Raw genomic sequence first — 16653 nt, forward strand, 5'->3', positions numbered from 1 at the left:
GCTCACCCCTCGATCCCGACCTGGTTCAGGCGACCTGCGAGCTCCGCGAGCGCCGTGTCGCGGAGGTAGGGGGGCATGCCGGCCTCGCGGACGAGCTGGTCGAGCTGGGCGACCGAGCGGGGGCCGAGCACGGCGGACGAGATGAGGCGGTTCGCGAGGACGAAGCGCAGCGCCACGGAGCGGAGCGAGACGACGGCGCCCGAGACGAACGGCCTGAGGGCGTCGAGCTGGCCGAGGCGGGTCCGGAGCTCGTCGCGGGTCCACCGGTGCATGCGGTGATCGTCGGGGAAGAACTCGCGGTCGGCGCTCCACTGGCCGGCGAGCAGCCCGTGCGCGAGCACCGAGCGGGCGAGGACGCCGGCCCCGCTCTCGGAGACGTCGCCGGCGACCTCGTGGAGGTCGCCGGGGAGGAAGGCGTTGTAGGCGAGCTCGATGACGTCGACCTCGTCGCGCAGCGCGGAGCGGGCGACGTCCGCGGAGCCGGCGCTCACGCCGAAGGCGCGGATCTTCCCGGCCTGCTTGAGCTCCTTGAGGTAGGCGAGGGGCTCCTTCGCCTGCATCGCGGCCACGGTGGGGTTGTGGAGCAGGACGACGTCGACGACGTCGCGGGCGAGCCGCTCCTGGGAGCGCTCGAACGCGGTGCGGAGGTAGGCGGGGTCGAAGCGCTTGGTCGGCGGGAGGCCCTCGAGATCGGTGCCGATCTTGGTGACCACGAACGTGGCGCCGGCGTCCTTGAGCCGCTTGCCGAGGCGGCGTTCCATCTCGCCGCGGCCGTAGACGTCGGCCGTGTCGAAGAGGTCGATGCCGACCGCGAGCGCGCGATCGATGACGCGATCGACTTCGAGCTCGGAGACCGGGCCGTAGCCGTCGCCTGAGAGACCCCAGGTGCCTAGGGCGAGCTCCGAGACCTGGAGGGTGGTCTTGCCGAGGGGGCGTTTCCTCACGGGCGGCGATCTACACCAGCGCGGGGAGCGCGCCACGAAATAGGCAGGCGCCCGAGGAGCAGCGCCGCGAGGAGCCAGAGCGGACCGTGGCCGGCATCACCCGGGGCGCCGCCGGGGGGCGCGCTCGCCGCGCAGCCGTTGCCGTGGAGCCGGAGCTCCCCTCGCTGGGCGTCGCCGGGGGGCTCTTCGCCGCCGGCGACGGCGCCGCCGGCGTCGCCGCCCGCGGCCGCGCCGCCCGCCGCCGCGCCCGCCCCGCCGGAGCCGCCGGCGGCCCCGCCCGAGCCCGGCTCGGCCCCGCCCGCTCCGCCGCCGGTGCCGCCGATGCCGCCGCCGCTCCCGCTCGGTCCGCCGCCAGCGCCTCCGCTGCCGGGCGGCTCGTCGAGCAGGCAGCCGCCGGCGCGGCATTCGCCGCCGGGGCACGGGGTCCCCTCGAGCTTGCTGCGCTCGATGCAGGCGCCGTTCGGCGCCACGCAGACGAAGCTCTTGCAAGGGCCCGGATCGGGCTGGGGGCACACGTAGCGCTCGGTGCCGGCGCATCGCCCCGCCTGGCAGGCGTCGGCAAGGGTGCAGGGATCGCCGTCGTCGCAGGGGTCGCCGTCCTGCTTGGGGGGCTCGCAGCTGCATGCCCGATCGGAGGTGGTGCCCGGGTCCGCGATCGTGGGGCAGGCGTCCTCGACGTCCGGCTTGCCGTCGCCGTCGTCGTCCTCGTCGCACGCGTTCCCCTTGCCGTCGTCATCGATGTCGACGTCTGCGGTGTTCGGCGTGTCGGGGCACGTGTCCCCTGCGTCGCCGATGCCGTCGCCGTCGCGATCGAGCGAGCAGGTGCCGCCGATGCAGGCGCCCTCGGCGCACTCGACCGTCGCCCCGCAGGGCGCACCGAGCGGCTTCTTCGCCGCGCAGGTCGGCGGGGCGCAGTAGGCGCCTGCGGCGCAGTCGTCGTGCGCGGAGCAGCGGGTCAGGCACGCGTCGTCCGCGCAGACGTAGAGGCCGCACGCGACGGCGGCGCGCTCGACGCACGCGCCGTCGGCAGCGCAGCGGCTCGGCGGGGCGCTGGAGGTCGCGTCGACGCAGGCGCCGGGGGCGCACACCGTGTCCGGCGCCGCGAGGGCGTCGGCGGGGCAGGCGGCGGCGGCGCCGGTGCAGGTCTCGGCGAGGTCGCAGGGGCCGGCGGCCGTCCGGCAGACGGTGGTGGCAGGCGCGAAGGCGTTGGCGGGGCAGGCGGCGGAAGAGCCGGTGCAGCGCTCGGCCGCGTCGCACACGTCCGCCGCGGGACGGCAGACCGTGGTGGCAGGCGCGAAGGCGTTGAGGGGGCAGGCGGCGGCGGAGCCGGTGCAGGTCTCGGCCACGTCGCACACGTCCCCCGCCGCGCGGCAGACGGTGGCGGCAGGCGCGAAGGTGTTGGCGGGGCAGGCGGCGGAAGCGCCGGTGCAGGTCTCGGCCACGTCGCACAGGTCCGTCGCGGGCCTGCAGACGGTGGTGGCAGGCGCGAGGGCGTTGGCGGGGCAGGCGGCGGAAGCGCCGGTGCAGGTCTCGGCCACGTCGCACAGGTCCGCCGCCGCGCGGCAGACCGTGGTGGGGGAGGCGAATGCGTTGGCAGGGCAGTCGACGGAGCGACCGGTGCAGGTCTCGGCCACGTCGCACAGGTCCGCCGCCGCGCGGCAGACCGTGGTGGCGGAGGCGAGGGCGTCGGCAGGGCAGTCGACGGAGCTGCCGTCGCAGCGCTCCTCGACGTCGCAGAGGCCGGCCGAGCCGCGGCAGAGGCTGCCCGAGCCGCGCGGCCCGCACACGCCGTTCGTCGAAGCGCCGGCCGCGGCGCTGCAGGCCTGACAGTCCCCGGGAGAGCCGCCGCCGCACGCGGTGTTGCAGCAGACCCCGTCGACGCAATGGCCGCTCAGACACTCGCCATCGGCGAGGCAGGACGCGCCGTTCGGGGACTCGATGCGATAGAGCTCGGCGCTCGACAGGGCGACCGCGGTGTTGCGCCCGCCCGCCGCGAGGAGCTGGCCGTTGGCGAGCGCCACGAGCGTGTGAGACCCGCGGGCGGTGGCCATGACATCGTCCGCGGTCCAGGCCGCGGATGGCGCCGCATTGGGATCGTACCGCGCGGTCGTCTCGAGGTAGGCGCTCGCGTTGAAGCCGCCGGTGACGAGGACCTGGCCGATCGAGGGGAGCAGCAACGCGGCGTGGCTGCTGCGCGTACCCGGCATGGTGCCAGCCGATGCCCAGGTCCTCGCCGTCGGGCTGTACCGCTCGGCGCTCGCCAGGTGCGTCCCGTTCGTGCCGCCGGCGACGAGGACATCGCCGTTCGGGAGGAGCGTCGCGCTGTGCAGCCGCCGCGCCGTCCCCAGGTTGCCGGCCGCCGACCACGCATTGCCGGCGGGGTCGTAGGTCTCCGCGGTTGCGAGGTAGGCGGTGCCGTAGCCGCCCGCGACGAGCACGGTGCCGTTGAGCAGCCGCACCGCGCTGTGCGAGTAACGGCCGCTCATCGTCCCCGCGAACGACCATCTGCCCGTCTCGGGATCGTAGCGGCGGGCGTCGCCGCTCGCCGCGGTGCCATCGTAGCCGCCCGCCACGAGCACGTCGCCGTCCGCGAGCAGCGTCGCCGTATGGAGCGCTCGACTGGTGATGCTCTCGGCGTTCGTCCAGGTGTTCGTGTCGGGATCGTAGATCTGCGCCGTGCCCAGATACGTTGTGTCGACGCGGCCGCCGACCACGAGCACGCGGCGCCCGTCGTTCAGCAAGGTCGCCGTGTGCTGGTATCGCGCCGTGCTCATGGCGGCTGCGGGCGACCACGAGTTCGTCTCGGGGTCGTACAGCTCCGCGCTGCTGAGGGCGATGGCCCCGTTGTACCCGCCCGTGACGAGGACCTGGCCGGCGCGCGATCCGCTCGTGATCAGGGTCGCGGTGTGCTCCCGGCGCGCCGCGCTCATCCCGGTGGGCACCTGTTCCCAGACCGGATCGACGAGCACCGCCTCCCCCTCGGCGTCCACGTGCAGCGCGAGCGTCGCGCCCTCGACCGAGAGCCGCGCCCCGACAGGGCGCTTGCCGCCGTCGGCGAACGCCTCCGGCGCCGTCACGCGCAGCCGCGGAGCGCCCGTGTCGTCCACGACGAGCACCACCTCGCCCGCCTTGCGCAGCGAGGCTCCTTCGATTTGCCATGTGGCCACGGGGGCGCCGCGCTGGACCGCCCCGGGCTCGAGCAGCAGCCACTCCTCCGCGACGCCGGACGCGGCGGTCCAGAACGATGTTCCCCCGGGCAGCGGATAGGCGATCGCGCGGCCTGCCCGCGCCCCCTTTCCCCGGGCGCCCGCCTCGCGCACCCGGATGTCCAGGGCGCCAGGGCACGCGGCCGCGGGGCCGTCGCACCCTCCGGCTCCAGGGAGGCGGAAGCGGATCGCCTGTCCCGCGTCGCCGGGGAGCTCCACCGTGAGGAGCCCCGGAGCAGGGGCTTCAGGGAGAGCGAAGCCAGCGCCCCGCTCGACGAGCGCCTCGCCCCCGTCGAGCACGCGCGCCGCCACCGCGGGGAACCGCTCCGAGAGCGCCTCGGCCGCCGCCGGCGCCGTCGTATCGCTGCAGCCTGCAGAGGCCGCGAGCGCCGCGAGCAGCGACCCAGCCCGCAGGGGATGGCGGACCGTCGAGCGTTCTCCGAGCGATCTGAAGCCCCGCAACATTGCAGCCATGAGAACCAGGCGCCTGGAACGTCGTCAAGCCGGAAGTACGTGACTGCATTTCTGTTGTGGTTGAATGAGGCGCTGCTCTCTGCGATGCGACGGGATCCGCGCGCCGCGGCCCGGGTACGCAGGTTTTTATCGTCATTCTGATGAAATACGCGCGAGGCGTCCGACGACCAGGACAACTCACGCGTGGCACGCGCCGCACGCGCCGCCCGAGCGTTACGGGCAAAGCACCGACAACCCGACAGCCCGACAGCCCGACAGGCGGTTGCGCGTAAGAAAAAGCTTCCATCGAGGCGCGGGCACATGCATTATCATGGCGCCTCTTTGTGTGGAGGCGAAGCGAGGGCAGGATGAGACGCAATGTTCATCGGGTGATGACCGCCGGCATCGTGGCGCTCACGGGGGGGCTGTCGAGCGAGGTGCTCGCGGCTGGGCCGGACGCCGTGATCTACGACCCAGGTTGCCTTGCGGGAGGTTCGCTGGCGCCGAACGACGACGGATCGAGCGGCGTCGTGCCGCTCCCCTTCGAGGTCAACTTCTACAATCGGCACTACAACACGGTCTACGTCAACAACAACGGCAACATCACCTTCGACGGCCCGCTCAACGTCTACACGCCGTTCCCGCTCGAGACCACGAACCGCGCCATCATCGCGCCGTTCTTCGCGGACGTCGACACCACGGGCGCCGGCTCGGGCGTCGTGCACTGGGGCGAGCTTCAGGGGATACTCCCGGGCTATCAACGGCCCCGGAAGGCCTTCTGCGTGCTGTGGGCGGACCCCGTCGCCCCGCCGAACGGGTTCGCGGGGGTCGGCTATTACCCGCAGAGCACCGACAAGCTGAACATCTTTCAGCTCCTCCTCGTCGACGCGCAGACGTGCGTCGCGGGAGACCCCGACGCGAACTGCGACCCGTCGAGCCAGGATTACAGGCCGGCCGGGGATTTCGACATCTGGTTCAATTATGATCAGATCCTGTGGAACTCCGGGTCTGCGAGCGGCGGCCTCGGCGGGATCGGCGGCGAGACGGCCCGCGTCGGCTTCGCCTCCGGCACGGGGGTGGGGGCCTTCGAGCTGCCGAAGCCGCAGCTTCAAACGGATCTGGAGCCCGGGGACATCTTCACGGACTACGATGTATCTTACAGGCTCATCGACAACGAGATGGGGAGCAGCAAAAAAGGGCGCTACAAAATCAAGATAGACGAAAATACGGGGGGGCTGGGCTCGAGCGTCGTCGTGGGCACCGTCCAGGCCCTCAACGCTCAGGGCCAGATGGAGGGGGTGGCCGGCGCGCCGGTGCAGATCTGCCGCACGGTGGCCGCAGCGGCGCCGGATTGCCCGTGGTACGGGACGACCAATGAGAGCGGTGGGTTCACGGCGAACGCGCTCGCCGAGGGCCAGTACACGATCACGGCGTTCCCGCCGGCGGGGAGCGTCTTGATCCAGAGCGAGGTGTCCGTGGGTGCCTTGGAGGGCATCTCGCAACAGGCGCCGCCGATCACCCTCGGCGCGCCGGTCGCGCCGCCCCCAGGCACCGGCCTCGAGCCCTCGTTCCAGGGCGGCGGCGACGTGCCCGTCGTCTACTGGCACGACCCCACCACCCTGACCACGCCCGGCTGCGCCGGCGGCACGGCGACCTATGATGTGAAGTTCGGCGCCGTCACCTTCGCGTCAGGCGCGATGCAGCTCGACGGCAACGGCCAGTTCACCGCCGTCATTCCGCCCTTCTACCCGAACCACGGCGCGGCCACGGTCCTCATCCAGACGCAGTGCGGCCCGACGGTCACGAGCATCGCGTTTCCGATCTACATCGACCCGAGCGGGTGGGTCCGGACCGTGGGCGGCGCTCCCATCGACGGCGCCACGGTCACCCTCTTCCGCTCGGACAGCGGGGCGCCGGGCTCCTTCACCGTGGTGCCGGATGGCAGCGCCATCATGTCGCCCATGAACCGCGCCAACCCGAGCATCTCCGACGGAGAGGGGCACTTCGGCTGGGATGTCGTCACCGGCTATTACAAGGTCCGCGCCGAGAAGCCGGGCTGCCACGCGCCCGACGACGCCGCGCAGCCGTACGTCGAGAGCCATATCATGCACATCCCGCCGCCGGTCTTCGACCTGGACCTGCGCCTCGACTGCGGCACCGGCGCGGTCGGCGACACGACGGCGCCGACGCTCTCCGTGCCCGACGACCTCGTGCTCGAGGCGACGGGCGCGAGCGGCGCCCCGGCCACGTTCACGGTCTCCGCGATCGACGACGTCGACGGCGCCGTCCCCGTGATCTGCACGACGCCCCCGGGCAGCACCGTCCCGATCGGCGTCACCGTCGTCCACTGCTATGCGCTCGACGCCACAGGCAACCTCGATTACGGCACCTTCGCCGTCATCGTCGAGGACACGAGCGCTCCGGTCCTCACCGTCCCCGGCCCGACCACCCTGGAGCCGACCGGGCCGTGGGGCGCCGAGCTCGCGTTCGTCGCCGTCGCGCTCGACGTCGTCGACGGCGCGGTCCCCGTGACCTGCTCCCCCGCGCCGGGCACCGTCCTGCCCGTCGGCGTCTCCACCGTCACCTGCGGCGCGACCGACGCGGCGGGCAACGCGGCGAGCGCCTCCTTCGACGTGAGCGTCCCCGAGTGGGTCGACTCCGACGCTGACGCCGTGAGCGACACCTTCGACAACTGCCCGCTCGCCGCGAACCCGGACCAGGCCGACGCGGACGCCGACGGCGTGGGCGACGCGTGCGACAACTGCGCGCTCGCGGCGAACGCGAGCCAGGCGGACGCGGACGCCGACGGCGTGGGCGACGCGTGCGACAACTGCCCGGGCGACGCCAACCCGGGGCAGGGCGACAACGACGCCGACGGCGTGGGCAACGCCTGCGATCCGATCTGCGTCGCCGTCCGCCGCGGCGGCGCCGGCGGGGCCGCCGACGCCTTCATCTCCAGCTCCGAGCCGAACACGACCTCGGGCTCGTATCCTGGCCTCTTCACCGGCGTCTCCGGCTCCGGACAGAAGATGGCCCTTGTCGCCTTCGATCTCTCCGGGATCCCCGGGGACGCCACCATCGAGGGCGCGACGTTCTCGGTGAGAGCGCTCTACGCCCCGACGGCCGCGACGCTCGATGTCCACGCGATCACGGCGCCGTGGACCGAGGCCACCGTCACGTACAACACGCTGAACGGCGCCTTCGACCCCGCCGTCGAGGCGTCGCTCGCCGTGCCGGCCAACCTGACCACCACCGTGTCGTGCGACGTGACCGCGCTCGTCCAGGACTGGGTCTCGGGCGCGCTCGCCAACCACGGCGTGCTCCTGCGCGAGCTCGGCACGGGCAAGCGGACCCTCCGGTCGAGCGAGGAGGCGAACGCCGCCGAGCGGCCGCGCCTCGACCTCTGCTACGTGACGCCCTGACAGACCAGGCCCGCATCGCCGTCACCCGCGGCGGAGAGGACGCTCGGCGCCCCCTCCGCCGCGGATCGCCCCCGTGTGGCCGGATTCCCTGACCAAGCGCCGGACGTCGAGGTCGAGCCCGCGCTCCGGTCCGTCAGCGACGACGGCCGCCCACCGCCGCGCCGCGGGCGCCGCCGCGGTCGTCCTCTCCGTCGCCTTCTCCCTCCTTCTCCGGCGGACGAGGCGCGCTGGCAGGGGCCGCCGGGGCGCCACGTCCCTGCGCGCTTGGCCGCGGAACGATCCATGCCAGAGGAGCCGGGGAAGGGGAGTGATGTGGCGGCGAGCGGGGCGGCGCGCCGAGGGCAGGTGACCAGGGGACATGCGGAGTCCACCCCTGCCCGCGGCCGACGAAGGGGGCTGTAGAGTATGGCGAAAGGTCCTAATGAGGCATCGAGGGCCGCACCCGTCAGCGACCGGAGATCACGGCCGCCCGCGGCGAGCGCCTCCGCGCGGCGCGCGCTGGAGCTCGTGGCCGTCCGAGGCAAGGACGTGATCGGCGTCCGCCACCTGCTCGCCGAGGGCCGGGCGCACATCGGCGACACGCCCGCATCCATCGCGCGCGTGCCGTCGATAGAGCTGGACAGGGCGGCCCCCGTCATCGCGGAGGTGACCGGCGCGCGCTACGTGCTGCACGTACCGCGGCGGACGCGGGCGCGCGTCCACGGCGCCGACGGGCTCGGGCGCCTGCTGACGGGCCCCGCCGACATCGAGCTCCAGGAAGGGGACCGCGCCGTCCTCGTGATCGGCGCGGTCCAGATCCGCGCGCAGATCGTGCCCATCGAGATCATCTCCCGGCTGGGCGCGTCCGGTCTGCGGTGGATCGGGCTCATCGGCGCCCTCTACCTCGTCGCGCTCGGCATCTGCGCCGCCCTCGCGCCGCGCGACCGTGCGCGCCTCGACGAGGGCTCGATTCGCCGCGCGGTCAGCGCCGCCGCCGCGCAGATCTGGGCAGAGCACGCCCCGCCGCCGTAGCGCGCTCCACCCCCGCGCCGTCGCCGGCGGCCCGCGCCGTCGCCGGCGGACAAGCCTGGGAGTCGTGGAATGCTATCCTCACGCCCGTCATGCGCTTCAACCCCGCATTCCCTCGATTCCACATCCCGCTGTGTCTGCTCGCCATCGTTGGCTGTGGCGGCTCGTCCGCCAAGGACGAAGGCCCGAACAGCCCGCCACGGGCGGGAATCCTGAGCTTGCCCTCCGGATGGAACACCATCGAGCCGGGCGGCGAGACCACCTGCGCGCGCGGCGATCCGTTCAAGTACCTCGTGCGCCCGGGCACCGTCAATCGCCTCATCGTCGAGTTCCGCGGCGGCGGCGCGTGCTGGAGCGCCGCCACCTGCTCCGCCGGCGCCGACATCTTCCAGGAGACCGTCGGCGACGATCCCCTGACGACCGGGATCTACGACCATGACAACCCGGACAACCCGTTCAGGGACTGGCACCATGTCTACATTCCCTACTGCACCGGGGACATCCACTGGGGCGACAACGTAGCCACGTACGGACAGGGCAGCAGCGCCGTCACCGTCCGGCACAAAGGCGCCGTCAACGTCCGCGCCGCGCTCGACTGGGTCTACGCGAACGTCCCCGCGCCCGAGAAGATCTTCGTGACCGGCTGCAGCGCGGGCGCGTATGGCTCGATCCTGTGGTCTGCCCACCTGCGGGAGCACTACAAGAACGCGTCCGTGGTCCAGTTCGCCGACAGCGGCGCGGGGGTCATCACCGACGCCTTCTTCAACGACAGCCTCCCCTCCTGGAAGCCGGAGGGCGCCTATCCGACGTGGATCCCCGGGCTCGATCCGGCCGAGCTCGTGAACCTGTACGTGCTCTACGAGAAGATCGGCGCGCACTACCCCGACATGCGCCTGTCGCAGTACAACACGGTCCACGACGAGGACCAGATCTTCTTTTACAGCGCGATGGGCGGCGGCGGCGGCGCGGAGGCGTGGTCGGAGGCGATGAGGGCGTCCGTCGACCACATCGAGGCGTCGACGCCGAACTTCAGCGCGTACCTCGCCGCCGGAAGCGCTCATTGCATCCTCTGGCGGCCGGAGTTCTACACGTTGGAGTCGGGCGGGACGCGCCTCGTCCGGTGGCTCGACGCGCTCGTGAACGGCGAGCCGCCGCCCAGCGTCGCCTGCGACGACTGCGGCTCACCGTAGCGGGCGCGCGGGCGAGGGGCGGGCGCCGCCCTGTCGCGTTCGAGCGAGGGGGCGTCCCGCCTCGGGAGCGGCTAGGTCAGGTTGGTGAGCGGCCCGGTGCAGTCCCGCGGGTCGCCGAACGTGGTCCGGGTGTCGCCGAACAGGTTCAAGATCGAGACGAGCAGGTTGTTGTGCGGGAGGTTCGGGTACCGGAGCCAGCGCCCGGTGCGCAGGCCTCCGCCGCCGCCGGCCAGCAGGAACGGCATGTCGTTCTTCTTGTGCGACGGCGGATCCGAGAGCTCCGAGCCGAAGAAGACGACGCTCTCGTCGAGCAGCGAGTGCCCGCCCATGTCGATCTTCTCCATCTCCTGCAGGAGATAGAGGTGCTGCTTCGAGTACCAGGTGCAGATGGCCTCGCACTCGTTCGGCCTGAAGCCGCCGTCGTGCTGGTAGAAATGGTGGTGCTCGGTCAGGTTGAGCCAGGGGAAGGTGTGCTTCGCCTCGGTGTCGCTCCACTGCAGGGTGCCGACCCCGGTGATGTCGCAGGCGAACGCCATCACCATCATGTCCGTCAACAGCTTGCCGACCTTGGGGATCGCCGCGTCGGTCGAGGTGTCCTTGATCGAGCCGTTGTCGGACGAGTTGAGCCCCGTGCGCGGGTTGTAGTCGGACGTGTCGACCCTCGTCGGCACCTTGCACGCGCTCGTCTCGACCGGAACGTTGCTGAGGCTCTGCTCGATCTCGCGGATCTTCGTGAGGTGCTGGTCGATCTTCTGCCTATCGGCGGCGCCGAGCTGCCCGGACAGGGTGGCGTAGCGCCGGTCGAGGAAGTCGAGGATCGATTGCTTCCGCGCGAGGCGACGGGCAGCGTCGTTGCTGTCGTTCGGGTTCAGCGTGCCGAACAGCTCGGTGAAGATCTCCACCGGATCGAGGCGCGGCGGGATCGGCTTGTGCGGCGCGTCGTTCTCGAAATTCGCGGCGTTCATCGGCGACAGCAGGCCGTGAGACTTGCCCGTGGCCCAGCGCAACGCGATCTGGATGCTGGCCTTCGCCTTCTGACCGGCGGAGATCCGGGCGGCGATCACCTGATCGATGGACGGCCCCTTCCCGTAGCCGCCGTTGTTGGAGCCCTCCTGCGACGTGCCCGTGAGCCAGGCGATGATCCCGGCCTGGTGCTGCTCGCCGCGCGCGCTCTTCATGTCGAGGCCGTCGACGACGATCAGCCGGTTCTGCACCGGCGCGAGCGGCGCCAGGATGGGGCTCAAGGTGAAGCTCGTCTCCGAGCCGGTCGGCCTCCAGCGGTTCAGCACGGTGCCGCCGGGCGTGTAGACGGCGAGGAAGCGCTTGGCGGGGGCGGGGGCCGCGTGCGCCGGGCGCTCGGTGCCCATGATCTCCAGCCAGGGGAGCGAGACCGCGATGGCGCCGGCGCCCCGCAGCATGGCACGTCGGCTCAAGCGAAATTTCGACATGACCTTCACTCCTGTCCTGAAGCCAAATAGTGGAAAGCGTCCGTCTGCGTGAGATCGATCAGGAGCTGTTTCACGTTGTACCCGGACGCCTTGAAGGCGGTCGTGACAGCCTCTTCGGTGCACTTGTCCTCTTTGCGCAGGGTGAGGCCGTAGGCGAACTCGCTCCAGCGCTTGGCGAAGCAGTCCTGCACCTCTTCCGACGCGGCGAGCTTCTGCACCAGCTCGATCGGCCCGCTCACATCCCCCAGCGTCCCCGGGACCGTGCCGCTCGGGTCGATCACGACGTCGTTCTCGGTGGTGCGGTACAGCCCGACCGCGTCGTAGTTCTCGAACGCGAAGCCGACCGGATCCATGAACTGGTGGCACCCCGCGCACGCCTTGTCCTGGCTGTGCTGGCTGAAGCGCTCCCGCGCCGTCTTGCCGGAGTACGGATCCGGCGGCTTCACCTGCTCCAGGATGTCGCCGGTGGGGAGCGGGATGATGATGCACATGAGCTTCTGCAGCACGAACGAGCCGCGGGTCACGGGGTTCGTGTTGTTCGAGTGCGTCGTTCCGGCCATCATGCCCGCCTGGGTGAGGATCCCGAGGCGCTGGGTCGTGTCGAGCTCCACCTTCTGGAACTCGTCGCCCGTCACGCCGGAGACGCCGTAGAACGCCGCGAGCTGCTCGTTCATGAACGAGTACGGGGCCGTCAAGATGGACGGCCATGTCCCGCCCCCCTCGAAGACCTCGTGCTCGATGAGCCGCTGTGTCTCCTCGCGCATCAGCGAGCCGATGGTGCGAGAGAAGGTGGGGAACGCCTCCGCGTTCCGCTCGAGATCCGCGAGGCTGCTGATGGGGAGCAGGTTGTCGAAGAAGAACCGGATGGTGGGCCGAGACCGAGGGTCTTCGAGCATGCGCTCGGCGTGCTTGCGCACGCCTTCCTTCGTCGAGAGCTCACCCGCCTGCGCGGCCGTGCGCAGCTGCTCGTCGGGCGTCGTGCCCCAGAGCATGTACGAGAGCCGCGTCGCCATCTCGTCGCCCGTGGGCCGGCGGAGCTCGGGGCGCTCCGGGTCGGGCATGCCGCGCTCGATGCGGTAGAGGAAGTCCGGCGATTGGAGCAGCGCCTCGATCACCGTCGCGACGCCGGTGGCGAACGTCGCGTCGGTCCTGCCGACTCGGTACAGCGCGAGGAGCTCGTTCGCCTCGCCGTCGGCGAGGGGCCTGCGGTACGCGAGCGGGGCGAGCTTCTCGATGATCGTGCTCGCGCACGCCTCCTCGTCCGCCGCCGCCACGTTGCGCGCGCAAGGGGCGAGCTTCGCGAGCGCCTCCGGGGTGGCGGTCGCGCGCTGGGCGACGCCCTCCGCGACGGTGCTCAGCTGCTCGGCAAGCAGGCTCGAGACCGACAGCGTGTCCGCGTCATTGCCGAAGCCGTTCCCGACATCCTCGCTGGGCAGCGAAAAGGCGGGGTTGGTCGTGTCGCCCAGGAGATCGCGGACGGTGTTGTTGTACTCGACGCGCGTGAGCCGCCGCAGCGGCGCTCGCCCGGGGTACACCGCGCCGTCCTTGCACGCGAGCGGGGCCCCGGTGGTGGGATCCGTGACGTCAGGCTCGTCGCCGGGCTCGGCGCCGGAACCGGAACCGGAACCGGAACCGGAACCACCCACGTTTCCGATGCAGCCGCTGGCCAGGAGCAACGCGGCCAGGATCGCCGACCGAGAGCCCCTGATAGGACGCGCCTGGTCATGATGGGAGGGCCTAGACATGAACATCCCTCTTCGCCCGCTGTGGGCACGCTGAAGGTAATTGTCGAACCGCTGGCTTCCCTGACGACATCGTCAGATTATCATGGTGCAGCCCTCAGAGGGGCACTCTGGACCTCGCGAGAAGCAGTCGGCAGCTATAACGAAGAAGTGCAATGAGACGGTGAACGCATCGCCTCTCGCGTGACTCAGTAAAATTCCCGGAGGGGCCTCATCCATCAAACGGTGCCCCCGAGGAGGACGTCGTCGCGATCTGCCACCACGTAGCTCACGCCGTCCCCACGCTCGCCATTCGGCCGTTTCGCCGGATCTTCGAAACAACATCCCCCGTGGGCGCACCCAGGCTCACAGGACCTTCGCCGAATCAGCGAGGTGGATCGTGTTCTCTGGCGAGAGACACCCTTGGTGAAACGCTACCCATCCTCGATCCGCAATCGCGCCCGCAACGACCGAGCTAGCGGAATCGGTGCCGAGACCATCGATGGCAAAGCTCTCGGCGCGCAAGACGACCCCTCCAAGGCGAAGCAGAAGGATGCGGCTCGGACCAAATGTGAACGATCACATGGCCCATGTCAACGCCAAACCGGACGGCCCGCGGGCTCCTCGGGCCGGGGGCGGCACCTGGCTGGCGGGGCTCCGCCGGAGCGCCGCGTCAGAAGAAATGGGCGCCGAATCGGGCGCCGAATCCCGCCGCTTTTGCGCTCGCTGGACGTTTCCGCCCTGCTCGTGGCCAACGGCCCAGCGGCGCTCGGCGTGCTCCGCTCCCTCCTTCAGATGGCCGATGCTGGCCACCTGTTAGCGTTAACATCGCATCGAGCCAGCGCGCGCCCGTGCCGCTGGGGCGGTCATGTTGCGGCTCCAGTTGACACACGGCCGGCGCTCCAGATGATGTCCGCCGCGATCGCGGGCGCGCCGACGTGCCCGCGGCAGCCTCGGAGGAAGAGCTCCGGGAGGAGACAGAGGAATCCATGCGCACGCTTTGCATCGATATCGGCGGAACGGGGATCAAGGGCACCATCCTCGACGGGCAGGGGACTCCGATGGCGGATCCCATGCGCGTGCCGACGCCGCAGCCGGCCTCGCCGGACCCCATGCTCGACGTCATCGAGGAGATGGCCCGCGCGCTGGGGGAGTTCGATCGCGTCTCGATCGGCTTCCCCGGCGTGGTGATGGACAACGTGACCAAGACGGCGCCGCACCTCGACAACGAGAAGTGGAAGGGCTACCCGCTCGCCGAGGCGGTCGAGCGCCGCCTCGCGAAGCCCGTGCGCGTGGCCAACGACGCCGGCATCCAGGGGCTCGCCGTCATCGAGGGCAGGGGGCTCGAGATGGTGCTCACCTTCGGCACGGGGCTCGGCTGCGCCCTGTACATCGACGGCCACTACGTGCCGAACCTCGAGCTCGGACATCACCCTTACGGAAAGCGGGACCTGAAGTACGAGGATCGCGTGTTCGACGCCGAGTGCAAGCGCATCGGCCCGAAGCGCTGGAACAAGCGCGTGCGCCAGATGATCGCGCAGCTCGAGCCGATCTTCAATTACCGCAAGCTCTACCTCGGCGGCGGCAACGCGCGCCTGCTCGACGTCTCGCGGCTGCCCGAGAACGTCGTCGTCGTCGACAACGTCGCCGGCCTGCTCGGCGGAATCAAGCTCTGGGCCTAGCAAAGCGCCCCGCGCCGCGGGCAGGCCCGGCCGCCTCGCCCGCGGCGCGCCGGCCGGGGCGGGCGCTCGGCGAGCGAAGGCCGCGCCGGTCCCCGAGCGGGCGCGGGCCGCGCCGGTTCCCAAGCGGGCGCGGCCGGCGTACCCTGGGCGAATGAACTCGCCCGACGCACCGAAGCCCGACGCGACGCCTGCGGCCCCTCCAGCGGCGGACGCTGATCTCGACCCGTTTCGCCTTCAATCGCCGGAGACCTTCGCGAACCCGTACCCCGTGTACGCGAAGCTGCGCGAGCAAGCGCCGGTGTACTTCAGCGCGGCCTACAACGGCTGGCTCATCACCCGCTACGACCAGGTCGCCGCGGGCTTCCGCGACCCGCGCCTCTCGGCGAAGCGCTCCGGCGCCTTCGTGACGAAGCTGCCGGAGGAGGTGCGTCAGCGGCTCGAGCCGTTGCGCCGCAACCTGGCGTCCTGGGCCTTGCTGCTCGACCCGCCGGAGCACACGCGCATCCGCTCGCTCATCAACAAGGCGTTCGTGCCGCGGCTCGTCGAGGGGATGCGCTCCCGGGTGGAGGCGCTGGTCAACGAGCTGCTCGACGCGGTCGCGCCCACGGGCCGCATCGACGTCCTCCGCGACCTCGGCGACGTCCTGCCGCTGCTCGTGATCGGCGAGGTGCTCGGCGTGCCCACGCAGGATCGGCACCGGCTGAAGGGCTGGTCGAACGCGCTCGGCGGGTTCCTCGGCTCGGGCCGGCCGACGCTGGAGATCGCGGGCGGGGCGCTGAGCGCCGTCGCCGAGATGGAGGACTATTTCCGCGGCGTGATCGCGGCCCGGCGGCAGAACCCCGGGAGCGACCTGCTCAGCCAGCTCCTCGTCGCGGAGGAGCAGGGGATGATCCTCGGCGAGCAGGAGCTGCTCTCGACGTGCTGCATGCTGCTCTTCGGCGGCCACGAGACCACGAAGAACCTGATCGGCAATGGCCTGCTCGCGCTGCTCCTGCACCCGGCCGAGCGCGACGCGCTCCGCGAGGCGCCCGCGCTGATCGGCCCGGCGGTGGAGGAGCTGCTCCGTTACGACTCTCCGGTCCAGTGGATGAGCCGCGTCGCCCTCGACGACATCGAGCTCGACGGCGCGCGCATCGCGAAGGGCGATCGCGCCTTCCTGGTGCTCGGCGCGGCGAACCGCGATCCCTCGCAGTTCCCCGATCCCGACCGGCTCGACTTCCGCCGCACGGACATCCGTCACATCTCGTTCGGTCTCGGTGTGCATTACTGCGCCGGCGCCGCGCTGGCTCGGGTGGAGGCCCAGGCCGCGATCTCCACGTTCCTCCGCCGTTTCCCGGACGCCGCGCTCTCCTCCGCCCCGCTGACCTACCGCCAGAGCCCCGGCATCCGCAGCCTCACCGCCATGCCGGTCGAGCTGGGCGCGCAGAGCTCCGCCTCCTGACTTCAACACATTCTTCGACACAGCACCCCGGAGCCCCCCGCCTCCGGCCAACTCGACCTCTCCCCTCCAACAGAGCGCCTCGAGCCGCTGGCGGGAGGGGAGGGGGCGCGCGGGGGGCGAGGGGGAAGGGCCCCGCGG

The 16653-nt window shown here is 71.4% G+C and carries 9 protein-coding genes; 5 read left to right on the top strand and 4 right to left on the bottom strand.

From position 1 onward, the window contains the following. Window positions 1–2 precede the first annotated feature (2 nt). Window positions 3–944, bottom strand: coding sequence for an aldo/keto reductase (locus WMF33_RS04525; protein ID WP_437335970.1), 942 nt, complete (start codon window positions 942–944; stop codon window positions 3–5). Beyond that, on the bottom strand, window positions 941–4624 hold the full coding sequence (locus WMF33_RS04530) for a kelch repeat-containing protein (RefSeq protein WP_437335971.1): 3684 nt from the start codon (window positions 4622–4624) through the stop codon (window positions 941–943). Before WMF33_RS04530 ends, WMF33_RS04525 begins: the two co-directional genes overlap by 4 nt. Window positions 4625–4971: 347 nt before the next feature. Here WMF33_RS04530 and WMF33_RS04535 point away from each other — a divergent pair, with 347 nt between their 5' ends. The 3 genes from WMF33_RS04535 to WMF33_RS04545 all read left to right on the top strand — a co-directional run bounded on the left by WMF33_RS04535 (window position 4972) and on the right by WMF33_RS04545 (window position 10223). Beyond that, the gene (locus tag WMF33_RS04535; RefSeq protein WP_437335972.1) at window positions 4972–8025 is read left to right on the top strand and encodes a DNRLRE domain-containing protein; all 3054 of its coding nucleotides are present in this window, start codon (window positions 4972–4974) and stop codon (window positions 8023–8025) included. 507 nt (window positions 8026–8532) lie between these two features. Next, window positions 8533–9036, top strand: a complete 504-nt coding sequence (locus WMF33_RS04540) for a hypothetical protein (protein ID WP_437335973.1) — start codon at window positions 8533–8535, stop codon at window positions 9034–9036. 89 nt (window positions 9037–9125) lie between these two features. Then, a complete protein-coding gene (locus WMF33_RS04545) occupies window positions 9126–10223 on the top strand; it encodes a pectin acetylesterase-family hydrolase (protein ID WP_437335974.1) in 1098 nt (365 codons plus the stop codon). Window positions 10224–10294: 71 nt separating this feature from the next. Here the strand turns inward: WMF33_RS04545 and WMF33_RS04550 are convergent, their stop codons facing one another. Both WMF33_RS04550 and WMF33_RS04555 read right to left on the bottom strand, forming a co-directional pair. Continuing rightward, on the bottom strand, window positions 10295–11641 hold the full coding sequence (locus WMF33_RS04550; RefSeq protein WP_437339444.1) for a DUF1552 domain-containing protein: 1347 nt from the start codon (window positions 11639–11641) through the stop codon (window positions 10295–10297). A gap of 35 nt (window positions 11642–11676) precedes the next feature. After that, window positions 11677–13206, bottom strand: a complete 1530-nt coding sequence (locus WMF33_RS04555; RefSeq protein WP_437335975.1) for a DUF1592 domain-containing protein — start codon at window positions 13204–13206, stop codon at window positions 11677–11679. Window positions 13207–14381: 1175 nt separating this feature from the next. Between WMF33_RS04555 and WMF33_RS04560 the strand changes: the two genes are divergently transcribed. After that, on the top strand, window positions 14382–15074 hold the full coding sequence (locus WMF33_RS04560; RefSeq protein WP_437335976.1) for an ROK family protein: 693 nt from the start codon (window positions 14382–14384) through the stop codon (window positions 15072–15074). Between the two features lie 151 nt (window positions 15075–15225). Continuing rightward, on the top strand, window positions 15226–16515 hold the full coding sequence (locus tag WMF33_RS04565; protein ID WP_437335977.1) for a cytochrome P450: 1290 nt from the start codon (window positions 15226–15228) through the stop codon (window positions 16513–16515). Window positions 16516–16653: the final 138 nt, after the last annotated feature.

Source organism: Sorangium sp. So ce394, from assembly GCF_051474665.1.
GTDB lineage: Bacteria > Myxococcota_A > Polyangia > Polyangiales > Polyangiaceae > Sorangium > Sorangium cellulosum_D.

Excerpts from the sequence above, each read along its gene's own strand:
- WMF33_RS04530 (WP_437335971.1), bottom strand. The coding sequence starts at position 4,624 with ATGGCTGCAATGTTGCGGGGCTTCAGATCGCTCGGAGAACGCTCGACG.
- WMF33_RS04535 (WP_437335972.1), top strand. The coding sequence starts at position 4,972 with ATGAGACGCAATGTTCATCGGGTGATGACCGCCGGCATCGTGGCGCTC.
- WMF33_RS04545 (WP_437335974.1), top strand. The coding sequence starts at position 9,126 with ATGCGCTTCAACCCCGCATTCCCTCGATTCCACATCCCGCTGTGTCTG.
- WMF33_RS04550 (WP_437339444.1), bottom strand. The coding sequence starts at position 11,641 with ATGCTGCGGGGCGCCGGCGCCATCGCGGTCTCGCTCCCCTGGCTGGAG.
- WMF33_RS04560 (WP_437335976.1), top strand. The coding sequence starts at position 14,382 with ATGCGCACGCTTTGCATCGATATCGGCGGAACGGGGATCAAGGGCACC.
- WMF33_RS04565 (WP_437335977.1), top strand. The coding sequence starts at position 15,226 with ATGAACTCGCCCGACGCACCGAAGCCCGACGCGACGCCTGCGGCCCCT.